The organism is Pseudomonas syringae KCTC 12500, assembly GCF_000507185.2.
Classification (GTDB): Bacteria; Pseudomonadota; Gammaproteobacteria; order Pseudomonadales; family Pseudomonadaceae; genus Aquipseudomonas; species Aquipseudomonas syringae.
On sequence record NZ_AYTM02000002.1, the window covers coordinates 3,572,755 to 3,593,559 of the forward strand.

Sequence of the window (20,805 nt, forward strand, 5' to 3'; positions counted from 1 at the left end):
AATATTTTTCCCCGGGCATATCATTTGCGCCGGCACAGCGTTATAAAGCAACGCGTAAGTCATTGAATTAGAAACGCCGCATTCCAGGAGGAGCGGCACACTGTCGGCTGTGTTTGCGAGATTAAAACCCTATCCGTTGCAGGCTCATTGTGGGTGCAGGGCATGACATTTTTTGTGTCGTAACTTGCTTTGACATTCGAGCCTGCTTCCAGCAGTCCTGTTGAGATGCCTTGTCATGAATTTGAAGTTTCGTCATAAGATTCTGCTGGCCGCGGCCGGTGTAGTGGTGCTGGCGTTCGCCTTGTTCACCTTTTACAACGATTACCTGCAACGCAAGACCATCAACCAGAACCTCGAGTCTTCCGTGGGCCAAGCGGGTCAACTGACTGCCAGCAGCGTCCAGAACTGGCTCAGCGGGCGCATTCTGGTGCTGGAAAATCTCACCCAGAACGTAGCTTTTCAGGGCGTCAATTCCGACCTCAGCGGGCTGGTATCGCAGTCTGCGCTGGTATCGACCTTTCAGTTCACCTATGTCGGTGACAGCAAAGGCGCGTTCACCCAACGGCCCAATGTGGAGATGCCTGCGGGTTACGACCCTCGCCAGCGGCCGTGGTACAAGTCCACCGTCGACGCAGGCAAGACCATTCTCAGCGCGCCGTATCTGGCTTCCGTGGGTGGCCTGGTGGTAACGATCGCCAGCCCGGTCAAGGCGGAAGGTCAAGTCACGGGTATCGTCGGCGGCGACCTGAGCCTCGACACGCTGGTCAAGATCATCAACTCGGTCGAGTTCGGCGGCCTGGGTTATGCCTTTCTGGTCAGTGGCGACGGACAGATCATCGTCAGTCCGGACAAGGAACAGGTAATGAAAAACCTCAAGGACGTCTACCCTGGCCAGACCATTAGCCTGGACGCGCGCCTGCGTGAGGTGACCCTTAATGGTCAGCAAAGGCTGCTGTCATTCACCCCCATCACCGGGCTGCCCTCGGCTGACTGGTACATTGGTCTGTCGATCGACAAGGAAAAGGCCTATGCGCCGTTAAGCCAGTTTCGCAGCTCGGCGATGGTTGCCGTGCTGATTGCAGTCGCCGTGATTGCGTTGCTGTTGAGCCTGCTCATTCGTGCGCTGATGCGCCCGCTGACCGACATGGGCCGTGCGATGCAGGACATCGCCCAGGGCGAGGGTGATTTGACTCGGCGCCTGAGTATTCAGGGCAAGGACGAGTTCGCCGCACTGGGCGGTTCGTTCAATCAGTTCGTGGAGCGCGTGCACGCGTCCATCGTAGAAGTGTCCTCCGCGACGCTTCAGGTGCATGACCTGTCGCAACGGGTGGTCAACTCCTCCAACTCGTCCATCGTCGGTTTCGATGAGCAGAGTGCCCGAACCAACAACGTCGCTGCAGCGATCAACGAGCTGGGTGCTGCAACCCAGGAGATTGCCCGCAACGCATCTGACGCCTCGATCCAGGCCAGTGAGGCCCGCAACCAGGCAGAAGACGGTCAGGTAGTGGTCGAGAAAACGATCCACGCCATGAGCGCGCTGTCGGCCAAGATCAGTGATTCCTGCACGCAGATCGAGCAACTCAACGCCAGCACCGAAAACATCGGCCATATTCTGGATGTCATCAAAGGCATCTCGCAACAGACCAACCTGCTGGCCCTTAACGCCGCCATCGAAGCCGCCCGCGCGGGTGAGGCCGGACGCGGTTTTGCGGTAGTTGCCGACGAGGTACGCAACCTCGCGCATCGTACCCAGACCTCTGCCGACGAGATTCACAAGATGATTGGCGGTCTGCAGACCGGTTCTCAGCATGCAGTGCTCAACATGAATGAAAGCCAGACGTCGAGTCAGGAAAGTGTCGAAGTTGCCAATCAGGCGGGCAGTCGGCTGCGCGAGGTAACACGGCGCATCGGCGATATTGATGGCATGAATCAATCGGTCGCCGCTGCGACAGAAGAGCAGACTGCTGTTGTGGAAACACTCAATATCGATATCAATCAGATCAACACGCTTAATCAACAAGGCGTGGCCAACCTTAATGAAACGCTCAAGGATTGTGCTGCGCTTTCGCAACAAGCCGGGCGTTTGAAACAACTGGTCGACAGTTTCAAGATCTGACCGTATATCCAGTAACAGAGGTCGGGCCACTGACACTTGGTAGTTGGCCCGGTCTTCAAAAGCGAAAGAGTAAAAGCACCAGTGCGTGGATGTTTCAGCGGCCCTGCTGGACCGTCCAGCGCAATCCGCCCATGAAAAAAGCCTGCTCGGTGGCAGGCTTTTTGGTCAGAGATCCTTTTTAACCTCTTTATCGATGTGCTTGTCGGCCTTGTGACGCTCTTTGTCGTCATGCTTCGCACCTTTGTCGACTTCGTCGGCGTCGTGCTTCACGCCCTTGTCCACTTCCTTGGCGTCATGATCGACACCTTTATCCAGCTCACGGTTATCGTGCCGGACACCCTTTTCCAGTTCACTCTCTGCAAAGGCGACTGGCGCTACAGCACCTGTCAGGAAGAGGGCGGCAGTCATTGAGAGTACAAGTTTACGCATGCTTTGCTCCGTCATGAGAAATGCTGGCTCGTCTTGAACCATCATTTTCGAGCATAGACCAGACATTCAAAGTGAAAAATGCAGTTCGTCGAAAGGCCGACTCGAGTCACGATCAAGTCCAGCCGCGGCTGTCAAACAGCTGATTTAACCAGAATGCTTTCGTCGATCTGTTCAATCGAAGTCACCCCGGTCAACGTCATCGCCACATGCATTTCCCTGGCGAAAATATCCAGCATATTCTCGACGCCACGCTGCCCATCGGCGCCCAGCGCATAGGCCATCGAACGTCCGAGCAATACGCCCTTGGCTCCGAGGGCGAGCATGCGCACCACATCAAGACCCGAGCGAATGCCGGAGTCGGCCAGCACCGTCAGGTCACTGCCGACCGCCTGAACAATAGGCGGCAAGGCCTTGGCGGTGGACAGCGCGCCATCCAGCTGGCGTCCGCCGTGGTTGGATACCACAATGCCGTCCGCGCCAAAACTCAGCGCATCCCTGGCATCCTGCGGATCGAGAATGCCCTTGATGATCATCGGGCCTTGCCAGAACTCACGAATCCACTCCAGATCCTTCCAGCTTATGGACGGGTCGAAGTTATTCGCCAGCCAGCCCACATAATCTTCCAGCGTGGTGGCCTTGCCCAGGTATCTGGAGATATTGCCCAGATCATGAGGGCGACCGAGCAGGCCGACATTCAGCGCCCAGTCCGGCTTGGTCATGGCTTGCAGAATGCGTCGAGGCGCGGCATAAGGCCCGGACATGCCCGAGTGCGCATCGCGATAACGCGCGCCGGGCGTTGGCATGTCGACGGTAAAGACCAGCGTCGTGACGCCCGCCGCCTTGGCACGCTCCAGAGCGTTTTTCATAAAGCCACGGTCTTTGAGCACGTAGAGCTGAAACCAGATCGCCTGCTTGCTCTGCGACGCTACCTCTTCAATCGAACACACCGACACTGTCGACAGGCAGAATGGAATCCGCTTGTTCGCCGCGGCCTTGGCTGCCTGCACTTCACCCCGGCGCGCATACATTCCGCTCAGGCCCACGGGGCTGAGGACAATCGGCATGGCCAGGGATTCGCCAAACAGCCTGGTTTCAAGACTCACGTTATCGACATTTTTCAGGACGCGCTGGCGCAGGCTGATATCGGCCAGGTCCGAACCATTGGCACGCAGCGTGTGCTCTGCATACGCACCGCCGTCAATGTAATCAAACAGAAAACGCGGGAGTTTGCGTTTGGCCGCTGCACGGTAATCGGATGCCGAAGAAATAATCATGACGTTTTCCTGAGCGAATAAATCTACGAACCAAGGCCGCCAGGGGGGAGCGGCAGGTTCAGATTACGGAAAAACCGACTATGATCAAAACAACTAATACAACTTGAATTCAGTCGGAAATCGAATACTTGTGAACCTTCGAACATTACGCACTTTTGTCGAAGTGGTACGTCAGGGTAGCTTCTCCCAGGCCGCTGATGTGGTATCGCTCACCCAGTCCACCGTCAGCAAGGCCGTCAAGACCCTTGAAGACGAATTGGGCACGCCGCTGTTGAGCCGTATTGGCCACCGCAGCGAACTGACCGCCGCCGGCGAAATCGTCTACCGCCGCGCCTTGACCCTGTTGGCCGAGCGCAACGATCTGCTGACCGAGCTCAACGACCTGCGTGGTTTGAAGGGCGGCGTGTTGCGCATCGGTCTGCCTCCCGTGGGCAGTGGTGCGCTTTTCGCCGCCATGTTCACTCAATACCGCGCCCGCTATCCGGATATCGATATTCAGCTCACCGAACACGGCGCGAGCAAACTGCATGAGTGCCTGGCTTCGGGAGAAGTAGAGCTGGCAGCACTGCTGAAGATGAACTCGTTCAGTGAAGAGTTTGATTACCAGGATGTGCGTATCGAGCCCGTAGTGGTGGTCATGGCAGCGAACCATCCATTGGCCAAGCGCAAACGAGTCGTCATTGAAGACCTGGCCGAAACGCCGTTTATCCTCTTCGAGGCGGGGTTTGCACTGAACACCATGATTAAACTGGCATGCGACCGCAAGGGCGTTACGCCCAAAGTGACTGCACGCAGTGGTCAGGTCGACTTTATTGTAGATCTGGTCTCGGCAGGGTTGGGTGTCGCATTCTTGCCGAGAATGCTGGCGCAGAAGCACTATCACGACGGGATTCGATTGGTTGCGCTGAACGAGCCGGATACGGATTGGCATATGGTGTTGGCATGGCGCAAGAACGCGCACTTGTCACCTGCGGCCGAGGCCTGGTTGACCCTCGCCAGGGAAACCCGTCTTCCGACGACGTCCTGAATTTGCGCGGATCATCCAGGAGGCATGATTGAAGCATGCGCAGGGAGGCATAAGAGTGATGACAAAACGGGAAGGCCAGAAACAAGAAAACCCGCACGAGGCGGGCTTCTTGTTGATTCACAGTTATCAGAAGAAAACTGTGAATCGGTACTTGGTGGCTACACAGGGACTTGAACCCCGGACCCCAGCATTATGAATGCTATGCTCTAACCAACTGAGCTATGTAGCCAAGTGGCGCGCATTATTCTCGGAGAACGCATATGTGTCAAGCGTTGTTGTGAAAAATAATTGCGTGCGATCAACCGGTTAGGTCGAAGCCCGGGTTGGAGTCAGGTTTTTCGGGCTTTCAGCGCAACAGGGTCTCCAGCATTTCCAGGTCATCGAATTCTTCTACTCTCTCCAGCATCTCGGCCATCCCCCGTTGATCCCTGAGCCAGGCTTTAAGGCTTTTCGGGTCGGTCAGTAACTGCAGTTCGTCCTGTTCCTCGTCGAGATGCTCCCGTATGGCTTTGACCTGCCTGGCACATTTTGTGTTGGCAGTCTTGGGTTTGAGGTCCTCGTACGGGTCCATCAGGAATTGTTCCCGGATCAGCATCTTGCGATCGTGGATCTCGTCTTCCAGCTCTCTGAGCTGTTCGCTCAGGATCCGGTTGAAATGCTTGAGGCGCTTGTCGGAGATGCTGTCGATGTGGCTCTGATCGATTTGCTCAATCTCCATTTGCATCTGTAGCAGCGCCAGCAGGTTGTCATTTTCATAGGCCTCGTTGACCCGTTGCATGAGCGCCGTTTTCCGCTCGCGCTCATCGGCATCCTGTTCACGGTCCGGGTGCAGCGCGCTGGCCAGCTTGCGGTAAATTTCGCGCAGTGACTGGCTGCCTTCAGCCTCTTCCTGCTCACGACGCAGTTCGCTGGCCGTCGGCTTTTTCGGCTTCTGTGCGCCTTGCGCCTGCTCGGCCTGTTCTCTCAGCTTCTCTTCAACATGCCGGGTCACGTCTTCGAGAGAGTCCAGGTCGACATCGTCGTCCAGTTCCACGCCCAGATCTTCTTCCAGCGATGATTTGAACCGCTGTCTTTGCAGGCGCTCCTCCTCGTCGTAGTCGTTACCGGTGTATTTGAGGTAGAGCTGCTTCAGTTCTTCATCGTGTTCGCCGCCAATGAGCGATGTGGTCAGGACGCAGATAATCTCGAGCAGCGTGTGCCTGTCTTTTTTGGCCAGGCGGAACTGATCGAAAGCTACGTCAAGCAAGCGCAGCTTGTTCATCTCGTTCGCGGCCTGCTCACTGAGCATCGGAACCAGTTCTTCGATCCACAGCTTTTCGCAGGTGGCTGAAATCGAGAGCCACTGCTGCAAAAGCTTGCGCCTGGTTTCGAGCTTTTCCATCAGCGTGTTGAATTTCTTCTGACCGGCGCTCAATTGCGGCCTGGACGGTTGCGCGACGATACGTGGCGAGGCGGGTGGGGTGGTCATGAAGACCTCCTTGATGGCGAGAGCACTGCTGCGTGGTGGTCGATTGTCGTTCTCCAGTCTACTTTTTTCGACCTTTTTGCGGGATGAATAAATGGCTGTCGTAAAGCACTCTTTTCGTCTGCCGAGCGGTCCGGTTCTTGCTTGGATGTGCCTGATAGCTCGTTTGAGAAGCTTTTTGACGCCAAAAACAATGAATGGCGACACTTTGCGTACCAATCTGAGGCGACGCGTATCGCCATTGAAACAAGAACATGGCATTTTGCTGTTAGTGTTTTTCCAACAAAAGGCATCGCCTCTGTTTTTGCAGATCTGGCAGGTGTTCACCGGGAGTCGCAGGACATGAACAGTCTTTTGTCACCAGGCATGCGCCTGATGGGACATTTTGGTTTTGCTCGCAAGTTTCAGGTCTTGTTCCTGCTGTTCATGTTGCCGCTGGCGGGCAGCGCATGGGTCATCACCAAGGAGTACAGCAACAAGCTCGATGTCATTTCCGGGGAGCAATCCGGCGTGCGTCAGTTGCTGGCGCTCGACGATCTGAACATCGAGTTGTCCGCCCAGCGCGATCATGCCGCACGCTGGAAAGCCGCCGACATCCTGCGCGAGCCGACTCCGGCTGCAAAGGCTGCCATGGCCAGCGTCGATGCAGGCATCCCTCGCATTGCCAAGGCGCTTGAGGGCGTTCAGGCGGTACTGGTCGAAGAAAAAGCACCTGCCGATACCATGAACCGTTTCAAGGCGCTTCAAGCCGCCGTCACCGGTCTGGACACGGCATCATTGCGCACGGTGGGCTGGTGGCCTGATGGCTACGACCGATTCACTACGGTGCTTAACCTGGTTCAGGCACTGCGCGAGCAGATCGCGATGGACAGCGGTTTGATTCTCGATCCCTGGCTTGAAACCTACATGCTCATGCAGCTCTCCACCCAGCAAGTGCCGGACCTGATCGAGCGTATCGGTCGTCTGTCGAGTGTGGGGCAGACGTCGGTGGCATCGGGTCAGTTCAGCTTGCAGAGCCGTCTGCAAATGCGCGACCTGCGTGGTCGCATCGATGACTCCAAGGACCAGATGCAAAAGGCTGCCGGCCTGCTGCTGTCCAAGCTTCCCGAGCAGTTGCAGCCGTGGGCCGACAAGTACGCTGCAGTAATGCAAGTGCTGGAAGCACAGGTTAAGGTGATTGATGACGGTGTTTTCGGCGGCAGTATCAAGCTCAAGCCGGAAGAGTTCGAGAAGAGCATCGACACCCTGACCGGCAGCACGACGGAGTTGCGCAGGCAGTCGCTTGAGGCGCTCAACGGACGCCTCGATTACTACCATGAGAGCTCCAACACGGAGTTCATCCCGATGGCGTTGGTCTTCTGTGTTCTGGTGATCATGGCGATCTATCTGTTCGCCTGTCTGCAATCCTCGATTCGCAACAGCGCCAGAGGCATCACCACGCTGGCTGAATCCCTGCGTGACGGCAATCTGTGTGTGGAAGTGGCTGTGCAGGGCCGTGACGAGCTGGCTGCCATCAGCCGCGCGCTGAACGTCGCGGTGGTGCAATTGCGCACCAGCCTGCTGGGCGTCAATCAGGAAACGGTTCGCGTCGGCGACGCCGTGCTGACGCTCAGTGCTCAGTCCAGCGGGACGCTCACCGAAGTCGAGGACCAGCAACAGCAGATCAGTCAGATCGCTGCAGCAGCCACCGAACTGGCTGCCACTTCCCAGGGCGTGGCCAGAAGCTGTGAGCAGGCATCGGAGAGCGCCAGGCAGACGCGTCAGATTGCTCAGCAAAGCAGCCAGGACAGCCAGCGCACCACTGACAGCATTCAGCAACTCAATCAGCGGCTGACCGAAACTGCCGCCGCGCTGGGCCGGGTCAGCGAGCAGGGCCAGCAGATTCAATCGGTGGTGGATGCCATTCGCGGTATCGCCGAACAGACCAACCTGCTGGCCCTCAACGCAGCCATCGAGGCGGCACGCGCCGGTGAGCAAGGCCGCGGGTTCGCCGTGGTTGCCGATGAAGTGCGCAGCCTGTCCCAGCGCACCCAGGCCTCGACCGCCCAGATCGCCGGCACGGTCGACAGCTTGCGCTCCACCGTGACGCAGGCAGTCAACCTGATGGAGGCGGCCTGTGGACAAGCCGTCAACGATGCGCAGTCGGTGACCGGTCTGGGCGTCCGCCTGGGCGAAATCGCCATAGCAGTGCAGGGTGTGACCGATACGCTGGCGCAGATATCGACCGCCGTGGAAGAACAGGCGACGACCGCTGATGAAGTGAGCAGCAACATCCAGCAGGTCGATCAGGCCGCAGGGCGTTTGCTGGAAGGTGCCCGTGCGGTCAATCAGGCGGCGGATACCTTGAGTCAGGGCAGTCGGGCGCTGAATGACAATACGGCGCGGTTTCGCTTGGGATAACTGGGCAGTTTGCCGCATCAGACCGAAGAACCTGCGTGGTGAAACCCGCCGGACTGTCCGTTTTTGTGGGAGGACGTGTAAAAGTTGGATCAACGGATATACATTCAATCATTTGATAACTGACGGGAGTCGACACAAGGCGTAAAATGCGCGGTTTTTGCAGGCGAAAGGTTTCTTGAGAACGCAGCTCACCGAAAAACACAGGGCAGACGGTGCCAGCCCGCTACGGCGTCGAGGTTTATCCGACGCGTCCGGCCGCCCACGCGTCGCCATTTTGATGTGCACGTATAACGGGGCTGTGTACCTTCGTGAGCAGCTCGAATCGTTTTTTGCTCAGACCTTTCGCAACTGGGTTCTTTATGTTTCCGATGATGCATCGACCGATGACACTCTTCGCATTTTGTCCGAATACCAGGTTCGCTGGGGTGCGGAGCGACTAGTCATTTTCAGCGGCCCCTGCAAGGGCTTTGCGGAGAACTTTGTCTCGCTGGTTCGACGCCCTGAAATAGACGCCGACTATTTTGCGTTCAGTGATCAGGATGACGTCTGGTTCAGCGACAAGCTGGAGAGAAGCGTGGGGCGCCTTGAGCTATTGAAGCCCGATAAACCGGCGCTTTACTGCTCCAGAACCAGGCTGGTCGATGCGGACTTGAAGGTAATCGGGGTTTCTCCGCTGTTCAAAAAAGAGCCGTCTTTTAAAAACGCCCTGGTTCAGAGCCTGGCAGGTGCCAATACCATGCTGATCAACCAGGCGGCGCGAGATCTTTTGGTCAAATTGCCTGAACACGCCCCACTGATCGCCCATGACTGGCTGACCTATCTTCTTGTTACGGGGTGCGGTGGTCAGGTTTTCTATGATGCCGACCCCTGCCTCTACTATCGCCAGCACCGAGGAAACTTGATCGGGGCCAATGCGAGTACTCGAGAAAGGCTGGTACGGTTTCGTAAAATGCTCTCGGGGCGATTTATAGAGTGGAACGATGCGAACGTGGCCATTCTGAAGGGGATGGAGTCTGCGCTTACTGAAGAAAGCAGGAGCGTACTGGCGTATTTCGACACCGGTCGAAGAGAAGTTTTTTTAAAGCGCGTCTTGACTCTGCGAAAGGCCGGGATCTACCGGCAGACGGTGCAGGGCAATCTAAGTCTGATATTGGCAATATGTGTGGGGCGAGTGTAGCAGGCGATCAATTTTGCGTTGTTTACGCAAGACGCTTGATAATGATCAAACGGAAGGTATTCGTCAAAGCACCTTCAATAGAAAGTTTACGGTGCGTGGAGTCGCATGTGATTAAGCGAGATAATTCATTCGATTGTATTGGGCTCCTTTAGAAGGTCTGAAGTATGCATCAATTTTTGATGCCCTCTCGGCCTGGACTTCAAAAGGCGCCCGCCATATCAGATAATCAGACTTTTCTCGCCATGCCGTGCAGCGATCGACTAGATCATCATGATGCTCCGCACGCTTGTCAACGCGGGTGTAGCCAGCATCACCGCTGACACAGGTTTCCTCCCCATGTATCATTTCGAACTATTTGCACATGGGCCAATGTGTCTTGCATCAGACACGTTGGCCCGGATATTGGTCCAGTTTCTTTTTACCAGTTGCCTCTATAGAGATCGGAGTAAACATATTTCGGATCTGTCATTGTTGTAGTGGTGACAGAGAAAAACAGAATTGCTGATACTCCCAGTGCGGCACCGATTAAGACCCCATGCTGGCGCAGCAAATTCTTTACTGAGCCAAGGTCGCTGGTAAACGCAATTGCACAATAGAAGGCAAGGTGCAGTGCGAGGAAGAATCGTGTCTCCACTGCCGATGGAATTATGGCAATTGTCGGCAATAAACACGTCAACGCCCAAAAGACAGTTTTCACCCTTTCGCCAGTCGTTGCACGTTGCGCCGCGATAGATATGCTGATGATTAGCAGGCCAGAAAATATAATGAGGAAGTTGAAGAGGGCAAGGGTGTTCCTGTCTCTTGACTGCCCTATCGTATACACTTCGCCGTCGCGCAAATCGAGACCATTGATGATGTGTCTACCATAAATCCCTAAAAAGTCCAGCGGGTTTTGCAGAAGTAGCTTGAAATAGGTGCTCAGTTCAAACGGTTCACTACCGATGTTCTTGTCGGCAAAGAAGCGCTCACCAGCGCTGTCCATATAAAAGACGGCTGGGCCAGGCGATGCTGTATCCACCGAGGTTTCGTAACGCTGCAGCGTAATGCCCCAAAGTAATTGGCTAACGAACAATGATTGTGTTGGTGAGGTTTTCACTAATGCGGCGGGCGAAGTTATAACGAATGGGGTTAGGATTTCGTGGTGTTTTAAGTTGATGGCCGTCTGTGGTATGGCTGCGATCAACGCGCCTGATAAAAAAATCAAGAGTACAGAGATCTTAGTAGGTACTGAGTGCTTGTCATAAATAATGAATACTGCGCCTAGTGCCAATAGGGCAGCAGGGAACAGATAAATGGTACGCGTGTTGTAGGCCCCATATGCAAGGAAACCTGACAGTACTAATAATGTGAAACGTTTCAAGCGAGAGGTTGTAGCAGCGGAAGAAAGCATGCAGAACGATGAGCCGACCATCATTGCCAATGCTGGTAGATCGCTCAAGGGATAGGCGATTACGCCAGGAAATAAAATTGCTACGAGCATTGGGATGATCATTCGACGCAGGAACGAAACCTGCCCACCAAATACCCTCAGATAAAACCCTGGAAGAAGAATGGCAAAGAAATAGGCGTATACCAAAGACGAGGTAATTCTAAATGGACTGTATCCAAGTACCGTAAACGTGTCAGAGAGGTATCTGGCTGGTGCGAGCAAGGCTGGGTAGAAGTATCCCCGGATGGTATGAGGAAAATTGAACAGATGTTCTACTTTGCTCAAATTCCAATAATAACCAGCGTCCCAAGGGAATGCAGCCACGCCCATGATTTTATGAAGAATCATGAAAGTCAAAGCGATCGCCATAAAGGCAGCAACTTCTTGACGCCTGACAAGTAATCCTTCTCGAACATGCTGTAAAAACGACTTGCTGTAAGTGAGTTGTTTCATGTGGCTCCGTTGTTTTTTTTTATAGTGGTATCTGACGATGGCTACGATCTGCTAAATATGCGAAAGCTGGCGCTGCCAGAAAACTTCCTAATTATGCGCGAACGTAGTAAATCCAAAAGTGTTACGTACCCTTCGTCCGCCTCGCTCACAGAGGTTGGCGAGCAAGCTATCCGGCCGCATTGGCTGACCAAGTCATGGTCTCTGACGGAAATGTGCACGGTACAATGGGGTGGATAATGCCTGCTTCAGCGGCAAGTTGGAAAGAAGTATTTCTCGTCTTGATTTTTCAGACTCCGGTACAGCTGCGCTCTATTGTTCCAAAATATTACTGGTAGATGCCGATCTGAAAATGATCGGTGTTTCACCGTTGTACAGTAAATCTCGTCTTATGGAGCAAAGTTGTTTCAAAACCTGACAGATCTCAATACCACGCTGGTCAATCAGGCTGCTCGTGCACGATTAGTTCGGTTGCCTAAGTGATCTCAGCTGATCGGTCATGACAGGCTGATGTGTTTTCGCAAAAATGCGTTCAGGGCGATTTGTAGAATGGAACGACGTTAACGTGACGATTCGGAGTGGGGTGCAGTTTGCTCGCTATGGGAATCGTGCTGTTTTGAGGGATGTTGATCACCGCCGTCGACAGGTTGGGGTTAAAAGGTTGTTGATTCTTCGCAGATTTCGTATCTAAAGGTAAGTAGTGCTAGGAAGTTTAAGTCTCATTCTGGACGTGGTCTGGGAAGAATTTGAAGGTATTGCAATGATCATGAGCTCAATTGTCATTAGCCTTTTATCTTGGCCGTATACGGTGCGGACTTTTTCTGACCTCTAGTTTATCGTCGTCCAGTCTGGGGTTCATATATCTATGCTCGAATCTGATTTTTCGTTGTTGTCACTTGCGCACTGGCGATCGACGATAAACATGCTCCACGTGTAACTCGGTTCTTTCCAGTTTTCGACTTTTGCGTCTCCCAAAGACATGTAGCTTCTCGGGTAATCCATGGTCTAAATCAGACTGCTAAGTCATTTTTTTTGCCAAAGGAGCTAATTCCTGTCCGATACCTAAAGGGCAGTGGAGTCGCCAGCTCCCACGCCGTCCAAGATGGGAGGAGCTGAAATCTAGATGGATGGCATGTCGGGGCTCTGTGTGGTGAGGCAGATGACTCCGTCGGACGGCCGCCCAAATTTCTTTTTTTTGCACCTGCATAAACGTATCCTGTCATGGTTATGCTTGATATTGGGCGTCATTTTGGGCTGGCGATGGCGAATCTGCCTGCAATACGAGGTAGATGCCTACGAATCCTCAGGGCTCATGTCTTCGAAGTCAGCATGTGCCGGCTTGATGAGGACGCCTGTGAATAGTTGACATAGTGTTGAAGTGATGCCAGAAGCTAAACCGTCACAGACAAGTCGTGTAATATACGGAGTGTCGAAAGGAGTGCGAGTGACCGTCTTGCCGTAAGAGCAACGTGGTGTATTCGGAAGAATTTAAAGAAATTACGAGGTCATCGAGTCATGCTTAAGCGTCTCCGCCACGAGAACTCGCTTCAGAAAAAGCAATCTTCTGCTGCCATAGAGAAGCTGCAGCGAGAGCTGGTTTTAGAGCAGCAAAAACTGGCAAGAAAGGAAGCAGTGTTCACGGCGGCTTTGATCGAGCGAGATACGCATATCCATAATTTGAACCTGACCATTATGGAGCTACAAGGCTCGACCAGCTGGAAGATAACATCTCCGCTTAGAAAAATAGTTGCTGCCATTCGACGCGCGCGCGGCGGAGAGCAGGCAGCTGCGCCATTTCCTGCACATGGCTCGCTTCCGCATACCGTGGAGCCAGAAGAGACAGAGCTCATTCACTCTGAACACGTGCCAGAGCATGTCAATACGTACACGCAATGGGTCGAAGAGTTTGACACCATTGACGATATTGATCGCCTTTGCATGTATGAGGAAATGGGAGCTTGGAAAACCAAGCCGCTGCTGTCGATCATCATGCCTGTTTACAATCCGCCTATCGACATGCTGAGAGAAGCCATCGAAAGCATAAAAACCCAAGTTTATTTCAACTGGGAATTGTGCATAGCCGACGATGCGTCAACCGATCACCGTGTTCGGCTGTTTCTTGAACAGAGTGTCAAATCAGACCACCGGATAAAAGTCACCTATCGTGAACAGAATGGTCACATTTCGAAGGCCAGCAATTCTGCACTCGACGTCGCAACAGGTGAGTTCATTGTCCTGATGGATAACGATGACACGCTTCCTGAGCACGCCTTGTTCTGGGTGGCCAAAACAATCAATAACCATCCTGATGCGGCTGTAATTTATTCGGATGAAGACAAGATAGACGAGCAGGGCATCAGATCGGCTCCCTATTTTAAAACCGACTGGAACCCTTACCTCTTCCGCTCGCACAACATGATCAGCCATCTTGGCGTGTACCGGAAAGAACTCGTTGATAGAGTCGGGGGGTTTCGGATCGGTATGGAAGGATCCCAGGATTATGATCTGGCGCTTCGTTGCGTTGAGCAAGTCGAGGCTGCCCAGATCATTCATATCCCTCGCGTACTTTATCATTGGCGCATGCATGCAGGCAGCACTGCAATGTCCACCGATGAAAAGCCCTATGCACAAAATGCCGGGCAAAAGGCACTTGATGAACACCTGAAAAGATCTGGAATAGCCGGGCATGCCGAGCTACTGGATTTTGGCATGTACCGTGTTCATTACGACTTGCCTGCTGTGAAGCCTTTGGTGAGTTTGATCATTCCGACGCGGAACGCTTACGCGTTGGTGAAGCAATGCATTGAGAGTATTCGTCACAAGACGCTTTATCCCAACTACGAAATCATTCTGGTTGATAACGGTTCTGATGATCCGCAGTCGCTGCAGTATTTCGAGATGCTCTCACGCCTGACGGGTGTCACCGTGCTTCGTGACGATGGTGAATTCAACTACTCCGCACTGAATAACAACGCGGTAGAGCACGCCAAGGGTGAGCTTATCGGGTTGATCAACAACGATATCGAAGTCATCAATCCTGAGTGGCTGGATGAAATGGTGTCCCTGGCGTTGCAGCCTAACGCTGGAGCTATTGGTGCACGGTTGTGGTATCCCGATGAGCGGCTACAGCATGGTGGCGTCATCATGGGGCCACTCACTCTCGCCGGGCACGCTCATAAAATGCTGCCCAGGGGGCACCACGGCTATTTCGGAAGGGCATCTCTGATTCAGGGGATGTCTGCGGTGACAGCAGCGTGTTTGGTCGTTAAAAAATCAGTCTTCCAGGAAGTAGGCGGGCTCAACGCCAAGGATCTGAAGATTGCCTTCAATGATGTGGACTTGTGCCTGAAGATCATGCAGGCCGGGTATCAGAATATCTGGACCCCAAATGCAGACCTTTACCATCATGAGTCGGCGACGCGTGGCTTTGAGGATACGCCTGAAAAAATTAAGCGGTTTATTAGTGAAGTCGAGTACATGCAGAACAAGTGGCGTGCGATTATAAAGCACGACCCTTACTACAACCCTAACCTGACTATATCTGCAGAAGACTTTTCGGTAGCGTTCCCACCACGTGTTACTGATTTGGCGGGTGGCATGTAGCCTGCTAAGAGCTATGGTTGAGGCAGGTGTCGGTGGTCACCGACACCTGCCTCATACTGATCAAGCAAGACGTTTGTCCCGCGTAACCATGCAGGTTACTGGCTCTTCTCGGCCTTGGCGGCGAACGCAAGTTTTGACAGGATGAACGTCACAGGCAGAGTTAATGCAATAGCGGCCAAAGGCGCAAGTCTTTCGTCAAACTGCAGCTTTTCGACCCAGCACCAGAGTATGACCAGACTCAAGCAATACTGAATCGCGTAAATAAGCGGCAGCAGGATCACAGAACGCAGGCCCTGATGGCTCTTGAAGACAAAGAATCGATTCAGAACATAGGCCAGCAATATTCCGGTCACATAAGAAATCGTGTAACTGATTTTATAGGACAGGAACATCAACAGAATGAGATAGATTCCATAGGTCAAGGCGGTGTTGAAACCGCCTGACATCAGGAATCGAGCAAAATCCTGTTTTAAGAATTTTGAAAAAGCCCGATTCATCATGGTGCCGTTATTCAGCGTTTGCGATCAGGGATTTGAATTCTTCGTAGTTACGAATGTAGTCCCCGGCATCATAGTAATGCGATGCAAACACCAACAGTACGGCATCCTGTGAATAGCGATACTGAATACCCCAGGTCATCGGTGGCAGGTGGATGCCCTGATTCGGCTTGTCGAGAATAAACTCTTCACGATTGACACCATCATCCGCTACAACATGAACCGAGCCCTTCACTGCCACCAGAAACTGGTGACAGATACGGTGCGCGTGTTCGCCCCGGGTCTCGGCGGTCGGTACGTCGTAGACCAAGAAGTAACGTTCGGACTTGAAGGGTACCGAACGCTCGAATTCGCCCGCCGACAAACTACCGCGAATATCCGCGACTTCATTCATGGTGTGCAAGGTTACGTTCTTCACTGACGTGGCGGTTACGCCTGGCGCAGCCTTTTCCGGGCGTGTCTCGCTACTGGCGTTGACAGGCTTGGCGTCCACGTAACCAATGATCTTGGCCGGGTTACCTACGACTATAGCGTTAGGCGGTACAGAGCGGGTCACGACAGCACCTGCGCCGACCATGGCGTTGATGCCGATGGTAATGCCCGGAAGAATCGTGCAGTTAGCACCCAGTGAGGCGCCTTTTCTGATAATGGTACGCGCGAAACTCTGTGGATAGACTTTGCTGCGTGGGAACAGGTCATTGGTAAATGTGGCGTTAGGACCGATGAAGACATCGTCTTCAATGGTAATGCCGTCCCATACCTGTACACCGCATTTCAGCGTCACGCGATCGCCGATGATAACGTCGTTTTCGATGAAAACGTTATCGCACACGTTGCACTCGCTGCCCAGGCGTGCGCCTGGCAGGATATGCGCGAACGCCCATACACGCGAATCTTTCCCGATATTCTCGGACTCGCACAGCGCATGGCTGTGAACAAAGAAATCCTTAGCGCTGCTCATGTGTTTCTCCAAATCCCTCGATCCGCATCGGGATGGCCAAGGGTCTATTCTTTGTATTTTCGTAAGTGCGCCATGCATAAGAACCGACGATGCCCAATCCCAGCAGGTTCAAACAGCCGAGGAAGGTGATGGCCAGCATGATCATTGCGTAGCCGGGTACTTCAATTCTGCCTTCGAGCTTGGCGATGAGTGTGAACACACCGAACAGCGCCGCAAATGTAGAGCCGAACGCGCCGACGCGGGTCAATATACGTATAGGCATATCCGTGAAGGAGAATACGCTGTCCATCAGGTAATTGACTTTTTTACGCAGCGTCCATGCAGACGTACCGTGAACCCGTTCCTGCCGGGTATAGGTAACTACTTCGCGGCGATAGCCCATCCAGAAGATCTGCGCGATGAGAGAGCTGTGACGCTCTTCAAGAGTCAGCAGAGTATCCCGAAAAGCCTTGTTGCAGGCGAACATATCAACGCCGCCTGGCGGTATTTCAGGGATGACATAGCGACGGTAAAAGCCCCAGAAAATCTTTGAAGCAGTCCGCGTTGCCCATGGGTCCTGACGACCTTCACGTACACCAACCACAACGTCGATATCGCCGCGCATCAGTACCGTATTCATTTCCAGAACCAGTTCCGGCGGCTCTTGAAGATCTGCAGCCATTACCGCAAAACGGTCGCCAGTGCCATGCTGTAAGCCCGTGCGGATCGCCATGAATGATCCGAAGTTTCTGGACAGCAGGATCAGCTTGGACTTGAACGATTGTGCCGGTAGTTGTTCCCTGAGTAGTTCGTAACAGCGGTCAGGGCTGCCATCCACAACGAACACAACTTCCAGGTCGTGTCCGAGCTGCTTATCAAGCGCCGTCACAGCGACGAGCAAGTCGGGAAGATTGCTCTCGTTGCGATAGACGGGAATGACCAACGTCAGCAAAGTCATATCTCCTTGGAAAAGTGCGCAGTGACCGCTGCGATGACGCGTTCAACCTCGTCGTCACTCAGGCCCGGGAAGCAGGGGAGGGAGATGACGGTATCACATGTACGCTCGGTCACGTCCAGAGCGACGGACGGCGCAGATGAGTACGCTGGTTGTTTATGGTCGGCGATGGGGTAGTGAATATCCGTACTGACTGACTTCTCTTTGAGTGCCGCAGCCAGAGCCGCCCGATCTTTCGCGCGAATCACATATAGATGGGCGACGTAATCATCCGAAACCGAGGATGGAAGCTCGATATCCAGTCCCGCGAACGCTTCGTTATAGCGCTTGGCGATGGAGCGGCGCTGTTCGTTCCAGGTGTCCAGATGCGGCAATTTGATACGCAGAATTGCCGCTTGCATCTCGTCCAGGCGGCTGTTGCGGCCACCCGGGATTGCAACGCGATATTTCTGGTCCCAGCCATACTGCCGAAGCTGGCGGATACGTGAGGCCAGAGCGTCATCACCGGTAACTACTGCGCCGCCGTCACCGAGAGCGCCCAGGTTTTTAGTCGGGTAGAAGCTGAAGCAGGCGATGGTGCCAAAGCTGCCTGCTTGCTTGCCATTGCGTCGAGCGCCGTGGGATTGCGCGCAATCTTCAAGAACCGGAATGCCTGCTGCGGAAGCGATCTGAACGATCTCTTCGATGTTCGCCAGTTGACCGTACAAGTGCGTAACGATGATGGCCGCCGGCTTTTCCTTGGCAATTACAGTTTCCAGAGAGTTTTTGCAAAGGGTCAATGTTCCAGGATCGACATCTGCATAAACAGGCGTTGCGCCTACTGCGTGGATCGCTGTACTGCCATAGAAGCCTGCATTTGCCACGGCGACAACCCGGTCGCCTACAACAACGTCCAGGCCTTTGAGGGCGAGTTCCAATGCGTCCGAACCGTTAGCCACGCTGATGCAATGCTGCACACCTACGTAGGCGGCAAACTCTTCCTCGAACAGCTTCACTTCGTTACCTAAAACGTACCAGTGGCTGTCCAGCACGGCCTTCAACGGAGTCGCGAAATCAAGTCCTGCGTTAGCTTTGATGGCCGAGAAAAGCGGAATATTTTCCATTGGGGGTTCCATGATCAATGAGACGAACGGCTGATGAACTCGCATACATCAGGCATTGCGAAAATTTTAAATGAAGAGCTGACAGTGTATAGCTTCAGGTCGCACTTGTCGGCTGGAGATGGCGGCAGAATGATCCCTTCGTAACCGGTACGGAGCGCTGATTTATCCCCAATGGCTTCGGCGACATCCTGCCTTTTACCTTCAATATTGAGAGCACCTGCAATTTTACCTCCTTTTACGGCGATTATATATAGAGGTACTCCATCATGGGGTTCAATATAGCTCCAGCCTCTTATGAATAAACCGTCTGAAGTCTGGCGTATAACGTCGATGTTGCCCCTTGGAGTCGCTGGCGAAACAGGCGCTCTTAGAGAAAACTCATCACCCTCTACAAAGAGACGTTTCGGCAACTCGGGGGCCCTGATGAAAGCATCAGTTGAATGGATTGAACCGCTTGTCTCTTGTACAGCTTCAGACAAAGGTCTACCAATGGCTGACTTCTGAAGATTAGGCTGGCTTAAGGTATTTGCGCTCCAAGCAACAAGATTAGTCCACGCCATCCATACGGTAACTAAAAACAGCCACTTCATGTGGAATTGACGAGATTTTTCAGCTCGCGCTAAAGAGGCTGATGTTAGGTTGCTAGTATACGTTGTAGTTGCGATCGCAATAATGAATGCGAGGAAAGGTATGGTGACGAAGAGATATCGACCCTGAGGCTGAGGTAGGGTGTTTTGAGAGGCAATCAGGCTAAGGATTATGATTGATGGAAATAAGCCAAGAATCATGATCAGAGGAAGCAGTTTGTCCAGTATAAGTTTTTTCTTGTCTGGCAAAGCGCAGGCGCGAGCCGTCTGGAAGATTGCAGTCAGTGTGACTAATATCAGAAGGAAAGCAGCTCCCATGTAATAGGAATCGGGTATGTATACATTCATCCAGCCCGTGACCGAGAAATAACTCTTCGTAGCCAGGCTTAACCATGGCACGATCGTCGTCATGTCGAACAAGTGATCCGGACACCTTATATAGCATGTTCCAAAACCTTGTGCCGGGCTGAGCTTATGCATCGCGACAAATTCTAATTGGCCTGAAATCCCGGTAATTTCGCCGTACTTGATGTAGGTAATTACAAGCATAGGGGCTGAGATAAGCACAGCTATCAATGACGCAAATGGAAGGAGTTGTGTGACTTTACGCTCTCCGCTATAACGATAGGCAATGAGCATAACACCAGCAAAAACGAGGGCGGGAAGAAAGTAAAGTTTTGCCAGGAACATCAGGCCGAGTGCAATGCCGAAACAAATCGCACTGTACTTTGTCGGCCTTTTTACATACCCCATAAGACTGCTTAAAAGCAGTGCAATACTGGTGAGTCCATAGGCGTCACTATTGAAGTACGAGAATACGAAAGATACTTGAGGGATGAGGGCTATGATGAGTGCGCAAAAAGCTGCACTTTTTTCCGTCATTCCAGCTCTGTGCGCGATTCGGTACAATGCGCAGATAAATACTGCGCCGAGTATCCAGTTGAAGCACCGTGCTGAAAGATACGCCAAATCATCTGGTAGTAACCAGCTTAGTCCGTAAGAGCTGATCATTGCGCCTATCACATGAGGAAAGGGCAAGCCGTGGTACCAGAACTCTCCGGGGTGCCATGTATAACCGGAAAGGTTACCGGTAAATGGCTGTAATGGTTCCGCAGCGCTAGGTAACTCATGAAATGTCTTGAGGTATTCTAATAAAAAAAAGTGCGTTGACTCATCAGGTCCGCCGTGGAACGAGATACCAATCGACCATAGGATCAGGACGAAAAAGTAGACGACAGCTAAAATCAATTGGTAGCGGGGTTTTGATATTTCTGTGTCGTTATGATGAATAGTGTTCTCAGGCACGCAAAGCTCCTAGGCTTCTGGTTTTCCTTGTTTTTTGATTCAGTAATG

At 53.1% G+C, this 20,805-nt stretch carries 14 protein-coding genes, 1 tRNA gene and 2 pseudogenes; 6 read left to right on the forward strand and 11 right to left on the reverse strand.

The features are described 5' to 3' along the window. Nucleotides 1-235 precede the first annotated feature (235 nt). Both V476_RS29375 and V476_RS29380 read left to right on the forward strand, forming a co-directional pair. Nucleotides 236-1,210: pseudogene (locus tag V476_RS29375) on the forward strand (cache domain-containing protein); the annotation flags it as partial. A 117-nt stretch (nucleotides 1,211-1,327) separates the two neighbouring features. Continuing rightward, nucleotides 1,328-2,116 carry a methyl-accepting chemotaxis protein gene (locus tag V476_RS29380; RefSeq protein WP_370683524.1) on the forward strand — a complete coding sequence of 263 codons (789 nt, stop codon included), beginning with the start codon at nucleotides 1,328-1,330 and terminating at the stop codon, nucleotides 2,114-2,116. A 165-nt stretch (nucleotides 2,117-2,281) separates the two neighbouring features. Here V476_RS29380 and V476_RS16270 read toward each other — a convergent pair whose 3' ends face one another. Both V476_RS16270 and lldD read right to left on the reverse strand, forming a co-directional pair. Beyond that, nucleotides 2,282-2,545 carry a hypothetical protein gene (locus tag V476_RS16270; RefSeq protein ID WP_024662822.1) on the reverse strand — a complete coding sequence of 88 codons (264 nt, stop codon included), beginning with the start codon at nucleotides 2,543-2,545 and terminating at the stop codon, nucleotides 2,282-2,284. 131 nt (nucleotides 2,546-2,676) lie between these two features. Continuing rightward, nucleotides 2,677-3,819 (reverse strand): FMN-dependent L-lactate dehydrogenase LldD, encoded by a 1,143-nt coding sequence (gene lldD / locus V476_RS16275; protein ID WP_024959455.1) that lies wholly within the window; start codon nucleotides 3,817-3,819, stop codon nucleotides 2,677-2,679. A 130-nt stretch (nucleotides 3,820-3,949) separates the two neighbouring features. Between lldD and V476_RS16280 the strand changes: the two genes are divergently transcribed. Further along, a complete protein-coding gene (locus V476_RS16280; RefSeq protein ID WP_024959456.1) occupies nucleotides 3,950-4,846 on the forward strand; it encodes a LysR family transcriptional regulator in 897 nt (298 codons plus the stop codon). 152 nt (nucleotides 4,847-4,998) lie between these two features. Here V476_RS16280 and V476_RS16285 read toward each other — a convergent pair. Further along, nucleotides 4,999-5,075, reverse strand: a tRNA-Met gene (locus V476_RS16285). Nucleotides 5,076-5,192: 117 nt separating this feature from the next. After that, nucleotides 5,193-6,314, reverse strand: coding sequence for a J domain-containing protein (locus V476_RS16290; protein WP_004389957.1), 1,122 nt, complete (start codon nucleotides 6,312-6,314; stop codon nucleotides 5,193-5,195). Between the two features lie 1,371 nt (nucleotides 6,315-7,685). Here V476_RS16290 and V476_RS29385 point away from each other — a divergent pair. Together V476_RS29385 and V476_RS16300 are read left to right on the forward strand one after the other, a co-directional pair. Further along, entirely contained in the window at nucleotides 7,686-8,711 is a 1,026-nt protein-coding gene (locus V476_RS29385; protein ID WP_371834269.1) for a methyl-accepting chemotaxis protein, read from the forward strand. Between the two features lie 175 nt (nucleotides 8,712-8,886). Next, complete coding sequence (locus V476_RS16300; RefSeq protein ID WP_080278453.1) at nucleotides 8,887-9,888, forward strand: glycosyltransferase family 2 protein; 1,002 nt, start codon at nucleotides 8,887-8,889, stop codon at nucleotides 9,886-9,888. A gap of 224 nt (nucleotides 9,889-10,112) precedes the next feature. On the opposite strand, the pseudogene V476_RS29390 reads toward V476_RS16300, so the two are convergent. Then, a pseudogene (locus V476_RS29390) lies at nucleotides 10,113-10,236 on the reverse strand (IS5/IS1182 family transposase); the annotation flags it as partial. Between the two features lie 70 nt (nucleotides 10,237-10,306). Next, a complete protein-coding gene (locus V476_RS16305) occupies nucleotides 10,307-11,770 on the reverse strand; it encodes a hypothetical protein (RefSeq protein ID WP_024959459.1) in 1,464 nt (487 codons plus the stop codon). Between the two features lie 1,512 nt (nucleotides 11,771-13,282). On the opposite strand from V476_RS16305, the gene V476_RS16310 reads away from it, so the two are divergent. Then, nucleotides 13,283-15,370: a glycosyltransferase family 2 protein gene (locus V476_RS16310; protein WP_024959460.1), complete on the forward strand. Its 2,088-nt coding sequence runs from the start codon at nucleotides 13,283-13,285 to the stop codon at nucleotides 15,368-15,370. 95 nt (nucleotides 15,371-15,465) lie between these two features. Here the strand turns inward: V476_RS16310 and V476_RS16315 are convergent, their stop codons facing one another. From V476_RS16315 to V476_RS16335, 5 genes are read right to left on the reverse strand one after another with little or no spacing between them, the layout of a single operon-like run. Further along, complete coding sequence (locus tag V476_RS16315) at nucleotides 15,466-15,870, reverse strand: GtrA family protein (protein ID WP_024652604.1); 405 nt, start codon at nucleotides 15,868-15,870, stop codon at nucleotides 15,466-15,468. A 7-nt stretch (nucleotides 15,871-15,877) separates the two neighbouring features. After that, nucleotides 15,878-16,828 carry a WxcM-like domain-containing protein gene (locus V476_RS29090; RefSeq protein WP_024660555.1) on the reverse strand — a complete coding sequence of 317 codons (951 nt, stop codon included), beginning with the start codon at nucleotides 16,826-16,828 and terminating at the stop codon, nucleotides 15,878-15,880. Further along, entirely contained in the window at nucleotides 16,815-17,765 is a 951-nt protein-coding gene (locus V476_RS16325) for a glycosyltransferase family 2 protein (protein ID WP_024652606.1), read from the reverse strand. Before V476_RS16325 ends, V476_RS29090 begins: the two co-directional genes overlap by 14 nt. Then, nucleotides 17,762-18,865 carry a DegT/DnrJ/EryC1/StrS family aminotransferase gene (locus tag V476_RS16330; protein ID WP_024959461.1) on the reverse strand — a complete coding sequence of 368 codons (1,104 nt, stop codon included), beginning with the start codon at nucleotides 18,863-18,865 and terminating at the stop codon, nucleotides 17,762-17,764. The genes V476_RS16325 and V476_RS16330 overlap by 4 nt, the downstream gene beginning before the upstream one ends. A 14-nt stretch (nucleotides 18,866-18,879) precedes the next feature. Beyond that, the gene (locus V476_RS16335; RefSeq protein ID WP_024959462.1) at nucleotides 18,880-20,757 is read right to left on the reverse strand and encodes a glycosyltransferase family protein; all 1,878 of its coding nucleotides are present in this window, start codon (nucleotides 20,755-20,757) and stop codon (nucleotides 18,880-18,882) included. Between the last annotated feature and the right edge of the window lie 48 nt (nucleotides 20,758-20,805).

Excerpts from the sequence above, each read along its gene's own strand:
- V476_RS16270 (WP_024662822.1), bottom strand. The coding sequence starts at position 2,545 with ATGCGTAAACTTGTACTCTCAATGACTGCCGCCCTCTTCCTGACAGGT.
- lldD (WP_024959455.1), bottom strand. The coding sequence starts at position 3,819 with ATGATTATTTCTTCGGCATCCGATTACCGTGCAGCGGCCAAACGCAAA.
- V476_RS16290 (WP_004389957.1), bottom strand. The coding sequence starts at position 6,314 with ATGACCACCCCACCCGCCTCGCCACGTATCGTCGCGCAACCGTCCAGG.
- V476_RS29385 (WP_371834269.1), top strand. The coding sequence starts at position 7,686 with ATGGCGATCTATCTGTTCGCCTGTCTGCAATCCTCGATTCGCAACAGC.
- V476_RS16305 (WP_024959459.1), bottom strand. The coding sequence starts at position 11,770 with ATGAAACAACTCACTTACAGCAAGTCGTTTTTACAGCATGTTCGAGAA.
- V476_RS16310 (WP_024959460.1), top strand. The coding sequence starts at position 13,283 with ATGCTTAAGCGTCTCCGCCACGAGAACTCGCTTCAGAAAAAGCAATCT.
- V476_RS16315 (WP_024652604.1), bottom strand. The coding sequence starts at position 15,870 with ATGATGAATCGGGCTTTTTCAAAATTCTTAAAACAGGATTTTGCTCGA.
- V476_RS29090 (WP_024660555.1), bottom strand. The coding sequence starts at position 16,828 with ATGAGCAGCGCTAAGGATTTCTTTGTTCACAGCCATGCGCTGTGCGAG.
- V476_RS16325 (WP_024652606.1), bottom strand. The coding sequence starts at position 17,765 with ATGACTTTGCTGACGTTGGTCATTCCCGTCTATCGCAACGAGAGCAAT.
- V476_RS16330 (WP_024959461.1), bottom strand. The coding sequence starts at position 18,865 with ATGGAAAATATTCCGCTTTTCTCGGCCATCAAAGCTAACGCAGGACTT.